This window comes from uncultured Amnibacterium sp. (assembly GCF_964250715.1).
Classification (GTDB): Bacteria; Actinomycetota; Actinomycetes; order Actinomycetales; family Microbacteriaceae; genus Amnibacterium.
Window position 1 is genome coordinate 130,876 of the sequence record NZ_CAXUGX010000009.1, and the last position, 8,593, is coordinate 139,468.

The window sequence follows — 8,593 nt, forward strand, 5'->3', positions numbered from 1 at the left end:
CGTCAGGCTCTTCCGGGACGGGCCAGGCCGACGAAGCCGAGCGGGGTGATGCGATACCGCGCGCGCAACCGCTGCGGCGGGTCGTCGACGCCGCCGCGTGACCACGGGTTGCATCGCACGATGCGGAACAGGGCGAGAGCCGAGCCGATCATGAGACCGGACTGCTGCACCGCCTCCAGCGCATAGCGCGAACAAGAGGGATGGTACCTGCAGACGTCGCCGTAGAGCGGCGAGACCACCGCGCGGTACAACTTCAACACCAGGACCCCCAGATTCCGCGGTACCAGCAGCACCGTCAGCAACGCGCCCGTCATCGAACGGCGCCTGCCGGCCTCGACGCTGCGAGCATCCGGACCGCCTCGCGAACCTCGGCCTGCAGTGCCGGCCAGGAGGCAAGCGCCGAGCCCGGCAGCGCGCGGATGACCACATCGAGACCGGTGAACCCCGGCGCCCGATCGATGCCCGATGCACCGTCACTGCCCGAAGCACCGTCACGACCCGACGCGAGCGACCAGCCGACCGCTTTGATGCGGCGCCGAACCCGGTTGCGCACCACCGCGTTGCCGACGTTCCGCGCCACGATCACACCCATCCGCAGGGGCTGCTCCGGTTCGGACCAGCGGCCGTAGGCCAGCACGAACTCGCCGCGCTGACGCCGGCCGGTCCGCGTGATGCGGCGGTAGTCGACGGCTGCGGTGACCCGGTTCGCCTTGGCGAGCACGGCGGCGTGGACGCCTCCCTACGCCGAGAGCTCGGTGCGGCCCTTGCGCCGGCGAGCCGAGAGGATGGCGCGGCCTGCGCGGGTGCGCATGCGCAGACGGAAGCCGTGCACCTTGGCGCGACGGCGGTTGTTCGGCTGGAACGTGCGCTTGGTCATGGGTGTCCTCCGGGACGAGAAGTGGTCGGCGCTGGAACGGAAAAGACTCGTCCACCTCGGACGAGGTTCGAGACCCTGGGCGATGCGCATCTTGAGACTACGCGCCGGGAGCGCACAGGACGGTCGCTGCGCAACCGAACAAAATACCGGACGTCACCGGCTCGGTCAACCGCTCCGCGGCGGACGCGCCGACGGTGGGGTTCCGCACTCGTCGGCGTGTTCTCCACAGTGATGTCCACATGTCGAACTTGGCTGTGGAAAAGCGCGACCATTACCGTGGTGGGCGGCACCACCCGTTCGTCCCCCTCGGGCCGGTCCACCGCTTGGCGACGCACCGATGCCATCGGATTCGTACGCCGCGATGTTCGAGCGCCCCGCTGACGGCCTGGAAGGAACCCCGTGGCAGAGGACGCCGTCGACGCCTGGGATCGCATCCGCGCCGCGCTGACGACCGACGACCGCGTGTCCAAGCAGATGCAGGGCTTCGTCAACCTGGTGGAACCGCGCGGGGTGATGGCGGGCGTCATCTACCTGGAGGTGCCGAACGATCTCACCCGGTCGATCCTGGAGCAGCGGGTTCGACTGCCGCTGGCGGAGGCGATCGGTTCGCTCGGCGACGAATTCGAGATCCACACCTTCGCGGTGACCGTCAACCCGGAGATCGGCCCCGACGCCTACAGCACTCCCGAGTACAGCACTCCCACGGCGGTACCCCGACCGGCGCCGATGTCGGAGGGGACGTCGGGAGCGGTCGGCTCGACCGGCTCGGGGACGATCGGCGCCGCGTTCGTTCCCGTCTCGCTGCAGCCGGCCGACGCCGCGGAGTCTCGCCTGAACGCGCGATACACGTTCGAGACCTTCGTGATCGGCGCCTCCAACCGCTTCGCCCACGCCGCTGCGTTCGCCGTGGCCGAATCGCCGGCCAAGGCATACAACCCCCTGTTCATCTACGGGGAGTCGGGGCTCGGCAAGACCCACCTGCTGCACTCCATCGGGCACTACTCCGCGAACCTGTTCCCGGGCATCCGCGTGCGGTACGTCTCCAGCGAGGAGTTCACGAACGACTTCATCAACTCGATCGCCGGCAACCGGGCACAGCAGTTCCAGCAGCGGTACCGCGATGTCGACGTCTTGCTTATCGACGACATCCAGTTCCTGTCGGGCAAGGACTCCACCCAGGAGGCCTTCTTCCACACCTTCAACACGCTGCACGACCACATGAAGCAGGTGGTCATCACCTCCGACCTGGCGCCCCGGCAGTTGACGGGCTTCGAGGACCGAATGCGTTCGCGGTTCGAGCAGGGGCTCATCACCGACGTGCAGACGCCGGATCTGGAGACCCGGATCGCGATCCTGCGCAAGCGTGCGCAGGCCGAGCAGCTGCAGGTGCCGGACGACATCCTGGAGTTCATGGCGTCGAAGGTGTCCTCGAACATCCGCGAGCTGGAGGGCACGCTCATCCGCGTGACGGCATTCTCCAGTCTGCAGCGCGCACCGATCGATCTGGCGCTCGTCCAGACCGTGCTGAAGGACCTGATCACGCTCGACGAGGACAACATCATCGCGCCGACCGACATCATCGACGCGACCGCGGAGTACTTCAAGCTGTCGACCGACGACCTGTACGGCTCCTCCCGATCGCAGCAGATCGCATCCGCCCGGCAGATCGCGATGTACCTGTGCCGCGAACTGACCAGCTTGTCGCTGCCCAAGATCGGCCAGCTCTTCGGCGGCCGCGATCACACCACCGTGATGTATGCCAACAAGAAGATCAGCGAACTGATGAAGGAGCGACGCTCCATCTACAACCACGTCACCGAGCTGACCAGCCGGATCAAGCAGGACCAGCGCGGGCGTCGTTGACCCGAACGAGCGTGCGAGCGCCATCCGTCATGCCCAGCGACGTATTTGTCCCGATGTGGACGGGCTGTGGATAACTGCCGATGCCGCCCGCGTGTCCGTCCCTCGATCGAGGGATCCTGTGGACGACATCGACGCCGGCGCACAACCATGCAAAAGGATCCGACAGTCGATCACCGGCCGATTCGACATCTTGCACGCCTGTAGTTCCAAGGATCGGTGTGGCACAACCCGAGTTATCCACACTGTGCACACCTGTTAAGAGTGTTGTTGTCTCTTCCTTCCCCTTCCGACTCCACCACCGACGACGCATGTGGACAGGGTCGATTCCGCATCGCCAGCACCGACTCCCGCGGCCGAACGGGCGCGGAGCCGACCCGCTACCATGCAGGAGTTTGTGAGCCGCCCTCGTGAAGCGGGCCCCGACGAGGACCGACGGACGGAGCAGTGTGAGATTCCAGGCCAACCGCGACGTCTTCAGCGAGGCCGTCTCCTTCGCGGTCAAGTTGCTGCCGCAGCGCACGACCCTGCCGATCCTTTCCGGCGTGCTCATCGAGACCACCGCCGAAGGCCTGGCACTCGCATCCTTCGATTACGAGGTCTCCGCTCGCACGGAGATCGACGCGCAGGTGCAGGAGCCGGGTCGGGTGCTGGTCTCGGGGCGGCTGCTCGCCGACATCGCGGGCCGGCTGCCGAACGCGCCGGTCGAGGTGTTCACCGACGAGAGCAGGGTCGTCGTCAGCGGCGGGTCCGCCAAGTTCACGCTGCTGAGCATGCCGGTCGCGGAATATCCCAGTCTGCCCGCAGTGGGGCCGATCAACGGCGTCGTGCCGGCAGGTGCGTTCTCCGGTGCCGTCGCCCAGGTCGCCGTCGCGGCATCGCGGGACGACGTCACCCCCGTGATCACCGGGGTCCAGATCGAGGTGGGGGAGTCGACGCTCGGACTCGTGGCCACCGACCGCTACCGCGTCGCGATCCGGGCACTGCCGTGGCACGGCGAGGACGCCTCCGGACTGACCGCGCTCGTCCCGGCCCGCACGCTGCAGGAGGTGGGTCGCACCTTCGGCGGCAGCGGCGACGTCGCGGTCTCGATCACCCGGGGCGACGATCGCGAGCTGATCGCCTTCGTCGCCGACCGTCGCACGGTCACGTCCCTTCTCATCAAAGGCAACTTCCCACCCGTCCGGCGGCTCTTCCCAGAGAACGTCGAGAACTATGCGGTCATGGGCACCGCCGAACTGATCGAGGCGACGCGTCGCGTGCAACTCGTGCTGGAGCGCGAGGCGGCGCTGCGCTACTCCTTCACCGCTGACGGGCTGGCGCTGGAGGCGCTTGGCTCCGAGCAGGCGCAGGCTTCGGAGCAGGTCGACGCGGTCGTCACCGGGGACGACACGGTCGTCTCCCTGAAGCCACAGTTCCTGCTCGACGGACTCGCCGGGGTGAAGACCGACTTCGTCCGTTTGGCCTTCACCAAGACCGAGAACCCGAACAAGCCCGGACCGGTTCTCGTGACAGCCCAGAAGTCGCGCGACGACGCCGGCACCGACGATTTCCGGTACCTGCTGCAGCCCAACCTGCTGCTGCGCTGACGCGATCCACCGCAAAGGGGAAGCCATGAAGATCGGTCTGATCGGCCTCGGCAAGATGGGCAACAACATGCGTGCCCGCCTGAAGAAGGGTGGCATCGAGGTCGTCGGCTACGACACCAACCCCGACGTCAGCGACGTGCCGGACTACGCCGCGCTCGTCGCGGCGCTGCCGGCTCCCCGGCTGGTCTGGGTGATGGTGCCGGCCGGAAAGGTCACGGACGCGGTCATCGATTCGCTCGCCGACGTGCTCGAGCCCGGCGATACGGTGATCGACGGCGGTAACACCCGCTGGACCGACGACGAGAAGCATGCGAAGCAGCTCGATGCGATCGGTATCAAGTTCATGGACGTCGGCGTCTCCGGTGGAGTCTGGGGCCTCGAGAACGGCTACGGCCTCATGGTCGGCGGTAGCGACGAGCAGGTCGCCGCGGTCATGCCGGTGTTCGACGCGCTCCGCCCGGAGGGGCCCCGAGAGGAGGGCTTCGTGCACGCCGGCCCTCCGGGAGCCGGCCACTACACGAAGATGGTCCACAACGGCATCGAGTACGCGATCATGCAGGCGTATGCCGAGGGCTACGAGCTGCTGCTCGCCTCCGACAACGTCACCGATGTCGCGGGCACCTTCCGGGCGTGGCAGCGCGGGACGGTCGTCCGCTCCTGGCTGCTCGAGCTGATGGTCCGGGCGCTCGACGACGATCCCGACTTCGCCGAGATCGACGGCTACGTCGACGATTCCGGCGAGGGCAGATGGACCCTCGAGGAGGCCATCGAGCACGCCGTCCCCATGCCGGCGATCAGCGGTGCGATCTTCGCCCGATTCGTGTCCCGCCAGGACCAGTCGCCGGCGATGCGGGCCGTCGCGGCGCTCCGCAACCAGTTCGGCGGCCACGCCGTCAAGGCCGCGCACGCCGCAGAGGCGCAGCAGCGGCACCCCACGCGGGACCGACCGGACCCGGCCTGACCCGACGCGGCGAGGGGTGCCGTGCGGATCCTCCGGCTGCAGCTCACCGACTGGCGCAACTACCTGGCCGTCGAGGTCGCCTTCGTCCCCGGCGCGAACGTGCTGACCGGCTCGAACGGACAGGGCAAGACCAATCTGGTCGAGGCGATCGGCTACCTCTCCACCCTCGGTTCGCACCGAGTGGCCGGTGACGCGCCGCTGATCCGGGCGGGCGCCGATGCGGCGATCATCCGCGCCGTCGCGGTGACTGGGGACCGCGAGGTGCTCGCCGAGGTGCAGATCAACCGATCCGCGCCGAATCGGGCGCAGGTGAACCGCGCGCCCGTCCGCGCCCGGCAGCTGACCCGGGAGGTGTCGAGCGTGCTGTTCGCTCCGGAGGACCTGACGGTGGTTCGGGGCGAGCCGTCCGCCCGGCGGCGTTATCTGGACGAGTTGCTCGTCGCCCGCACCCCGCGCCTCGCGGGCGTGCTGTCGGAGTACGAGCGGGCGCTGAAGCAGCGGAACGGGCTGCTGCGTCTCGCCCGGGCGGGGCGCAGCAACCTCGCCACTCTGGACATCTGGGACGAGCGGCTCGTGACGACCGGCACCGCGATCCTGGAGGCCCGGAGTTCGCTGATCGCCGACCTCGCTCCGCTCGTAGCCGAGCAGTACGGGATCGTCGCCGGCAGCGATCAACTCGTCGCGATGCGGCCGGTGCAGAGCATCGACGACGCTGAGCCCGACGCGGCGACCGGCGCCGACCCGACCGCGTTCGACTCGGCGACCGACTCGGCTCCTGACTCCTCGACCGTCGCTGCACGGTTCACGGCCGCGCTCGCCGCCGTGCGTCGCCGCGAGCTGGAACGCGGGATCACGCTGGTCGGACCGCATCGCGACGACCTGCTGCTGACGATCAACGACCTGCCCGCCCGCGGCTACGCCAGCCACGGGGAGTCCTGGTCGCTCGCCCTCGCGCTGCGCCTCGGCGCCGTGGAACTGCTGCGGGAGGCCTCCGACGCGGGCGACCCGATCGTCATCCTGGACGACGTGTTCGCCGAGCTGGACGAGCGGCGTCGCAGTCGGCTTGCCGAGCGCGTCGCGCGATATGAGCAGGTGATCATCACCGCGGCGGTCGAGGCCGACATCCCCGACGCGATCCGCGGCGCGGTGACCCGGGTCCGGAACGGCGTGATCGAGGCAGCCCCGTGATGGCGTCCGATGGGTCGCAGTTCGAGCAGATGCCGGAGACGGTGCGGGTGTGGTCGCGCCTGCGCGCGGCCTTCGGCGGACCACGTCGGCCGGCCCGGTCCGCGCCCGACCTGCAGGGCGGCAGCAAGCCGTACGAACCCGGCCGCGAGCCGCGCCCGGCCGGCGCGGTGCTGGACGACGTCGGCGGTTTCCTCGGCTGGCGCACGCCGCTGGCGCAGCACGACCTGATGCGCGCCTGGGTGCAGATCGCCGGTGACGACACCGCCCGCCACGGTGTCGTGGAGGGTATCCAGGACGGGGTGCTGCTCGTGCGCTGCGACTCCACGGCATGGGCGACGCAACTGCAGCTGTTGCGTCCGCAGATCGCCGCTCGCATCGCCGCCGCACATCCCGAAGCCGGCATCGTCGGCATCCGCTTTCTTGGCCCCAACACGGCCAGCTGGAATCACGGTCCCAGATCGGTTCCAGGGCGCGGCCCACGCGATACCTACGGTTGAGCGGTCAGATTCGGTCAACCGTCGTTTTCCGACCCCTCAGAAGGCCGAATCGGCACACCTGAGGACACGCTGAACCGATAGACTGAGTGTCTTCTCAACTGGCAGGGGACCCATCTGTGACGGACGCAACCGACGACGCAGCGCCGATCAACGCAGCGCCGACCGACCAGCCTGACGAGAATGAACTCTCCTCCTCCAACGCGTCCCATCGGGTGGATGAGGAGTACGACGCCTCGTCCATCCAGGTGTTGGAGGGCCTCGAGGCGGTCCGCAAGCGCCCGGGCATGTACATCGGCTCGACCGGGCCGCGCGGGCTGCACCACCTGGTCAACGAGATCGTCGACAACTCCGTCGACGAGGCGCTCGCCGGCCACTGCGACTTCATCGACGTCACGATCCTCGCCGACGGCGCCGTTCGCGTCGCCGACAACGGCCGCGGCATCCCGGTGGACATCCATCCGGTGGAGCAGCGGTCCACCGTCGAGGTGGTGCTCACCGTGCTGCACGCCGGCGGCAAGTTCGGCGGCGGTGGCTACGCGGTGTCCGGCGGTCTGCACGGCGTGGGCAGTTCGGTCGTCAACGCGCTGTCCAGCCGCCTGACGGTCGAGGTACGCCGCCAGGGGCACGTGTGGCGTCAGGAGTACGCCGACGGGGTGCCGCTCGCGCCGCTGGAGCAGCAGGAGCCGGCCGAGGGCACGGGGACCACCATCACCTTCTGGCCGAACGACCAGATCTTCGAGACGGTGGAGTTCGACTACGAGACCCTGCGCATCCGCTTCCAGCAGATGGCCTTCCTGAACAAGGGGCTGACCATCGCGCTCGCCGACGAGCGCGCGAGCGAGCAGGTGGAGGGCGAGACCGAGCCGGCGGAGTCGCGCAGCAACGTGTTCCGCTACGACCGCGGGCTGACCGACTACGTGGAGTACCTGAACGCCGCCAAGAAGTCCGAGGTCATCCACCCGGGCGTCATCGCGTTCGAGTCCGAGGACGTCCAGCGGCGAATCTCGCTGGAGGTCGCGATGCAGTGGACCGCGGCGTACAGCGAGAGCGTGCACACCTACGCCAACACGATCAACACCCACGAGGGCGGTACCCACGAAGAAGGGTTCCGCACCGCGCTCACCCTGCTGATCAACAAGTACGGCAAGGACAAGGGCCTGATCAAGGAGAAGGACGAGAACCTCACCGGCGACGACGTGCGCGAGGGGCTGACCGCCGTCATCTCCATCAAGCTGGGCGAGCCGCAGTTCGAGGGCCAGACCAAGACCAAGCTGGGCAACACGGAGGCCAAGACCTTCGTCCAACGGGTGATGACCGACCAGCTGACCCACTGGTTCGAGAGCAACCCGGCGCAGGCCAAGGACATCGTGCGCAAGGGGCAGCTGGCCGCCACCGCGCGGATCAACGCCCGCAAGGCCCGCGACGCGACCCGGCGCAAGAGTCCGCTGGAGAGCGCGGCGATGCCCGGCAAGCTGCGCGACTGCCAGACGCGCGACGCGTCGAAGGCGGAGGTGTTCCTGGTGGAGGGCGACTCGGCCGGCGGCTCCGCGGTGCGAGGGCGCAATCCCGAGACGCAGGCGATCCTGCCGCTGCGCGGCAAGATCCTGAACGTCGAGAAGGC

At 68.6% G+C, this 8,593-nt stretch carries 9 protein-coding genes; 6 read left to right on the forward strand and 3 right to left on the reverse strand.

Translation table 11 applies throughout. The annotated features are described in order from the left end of the window. Positions 1 to 2: 2 nt before the first annotated feature. Genes yidD through rpmH form a run of 3 tightly spaced genes read right to left on the reverse strand, consistent with a single transcriptional unit; the run spans position 3 to position 877 of the window. A complete protein-coding gene (gene yidD / locus ACFE7H_RS10395) occupies positions 3 to 314 on the reverse strand; it encodes a membrane protein insertion efficiency factor YidD (protein WP_375401161.1) in 312 nt (103 codons plus the stop codon). After that, positions 311 to 721 carry a ribonuclease P protein component gene (gene rnpA, locus ACFE7H_RS10400; protein WP_375401162.1) on the reverse strand — a complete coding sequence of 137 codons (411 nt, stop codon included), beginning with the start codon at positions 719 to 721 and terminating at the stop codon, positions 311 to 313. The genes yidD and rnpA overlap by 4 nt, the downstream gene beginning before the upstream one ends. 18 nt (positions 722 to 739) lie before the next feature. Beyond that, entirely contained in the window at positions 740 to 877 is a 138-nt protein-coding gene (gene rpmH / locus ACFE7H_RS10405; RefSeq protein ID WP_375401163.1) for a 50S ribosomal protein L34, read from the reverse strand. Between the two features lie 474 nt (positions 878 to 1,351). Between rpmH and dnaA the strand changes: the two genes are divergently transcribed. The 6 genes from dnaA to ACFE7H_RS10435 all read left to right on the forward strand — a co-directional run. Then, positions 1,352 to 2,740: a chromosomal replication initiator protein DnaA gene (gene dnaA / locus ACFE7H_RS10410; RefSeq protein WP_375401174.1), complete on the forward strand. Its 1,389-nt coding sequence runs from the start codon at positions 1,352 to 1,354 to the stop codon at positions 2,738 to 2,740. A 446-nt stretch (positions 2,741 to 3,186) separates the two neighbouring features. Beyond that, positions 3,187 to 4,326 (forward strand): DNA polymerase III subunit beta, encoded by a 1,140-nt coding sequence (dnaN, locus tag ACFE7H_RS10415; RefSeq protein ID WP_375401164.1) that lies wholly within the window; start codon positions 3,187 to 3,189, stop codon positions 4,324 to 4,326. 25 nt (positions 4,327 to 4,351) lie between these two features. After that, positions 4,352 to 5,287: a phosphogluconate dehydrogenase (NAD(+)-dependent, decarboxylating) gene (gene gnd / locus ACFE7H_RS10420; RefSeq protein ID WP_375401165.1), complete on the forward strand. Its 936-nt coding sequence runs from the start codon at positions 4,352 to 4,354 to the stop codon at positions 5,285 to 5,287. 21 nt (positions 5,288 to 5,308) lie between these two features. Next, entirely contained in the window at positions 5,309 to 6,475 is a 1,167-nt protein-coding gene (gene recF / locus ACFE7H_RS10425) for a DNA replication/repair protein RecF (protein ID WP_375401166.1), read from the forward strand. Next, complete coding sequence (locus ACFE7H_RS10430; protein ID WP_375401167.1) at positions 6,475 to 6,972, forward strand: DUF721 domain-containing protein; 498 nt, start codon at positions 6,475 to 6,477, stop codon at positions 6,970 to 6,972. The genes recF and ACFE7H_RS10430 overlap by 1 nt, the downstream gene beginning before the upstream one ends. A gap of 212 nt (positions 6,973 to 7,184) precedes the next feature. Further along, a partial coding sequence (locus ACFE7H_RS10435) for an ATP-binding protein (RefSeq protein WP_375401175.1) occupies positions 7,185 to 8,593 on the forward strand: 1,409 nt, incomplete at its 3' end.